The organism is Alcanivorax profundi (assembly GCF_003597125.1).
Taxonomy (GTDB): domain Bacteria; phylum Pseudomonadota; class Gammaproteobacteria; order Pseudomonadales; family Alcanivoracaceae; genus Alcanivorax; species Alcanivorax profundi.
Window position 1 is genome coordinate 1 of record NZ_QYYA01000125.1, and the last position, 439, is coordinate 439.

The 439-nt window shown below is 57.2% G+C and carries 1 rRNA gene; it reads right to left on the reverse strand.

What is annotated here, in order from left to right:
* Nucleotides 1–439: ribosomal RNA gene (locus tag D4A39_RS19245) — 23S ribosomal RNA — on the reverse strand; the annotation flags it as partial.

Genomic DNA, 439 nt, shown 5'->3' on the forward strand with positions numbered 1-439 from the left:
ACTAACTCAGGCAGAACTCCGGGACCTTAGACGGCGGTCTGGATTCTTCTCCTCTCGGGGACGGACCTTAGCACCCGCCCCCTTACTGCCGGACTGCAGACCGTGAGCATTCGGAGTTCGTCAGGACTCGATAGGCGGTGAAGCCCTCTTGTCCTATCGGTCGCTCTACCTCTCACGGTGACCATCCGACGCGGCACCTAAATGCCTTTCGGGGAGTACGAGCTATCTCCAAGTTTGATTGGCCTTTCACTCCTACACTCGGCTCATCCAGAAGCTTTTCAACGCTTATTGGGGCGGACCTCCATCCCGTGTTACCGGGACTTCATCCTGGCCAAGTGTAGATCACTTGGTTTCGCGTCTACCCCCACTGACTGTGCGCCCTCTTCAGGCTCGCTTTCACTGCGGCTACGTGTCTCATGACACTCAACCTCGCCAGTGA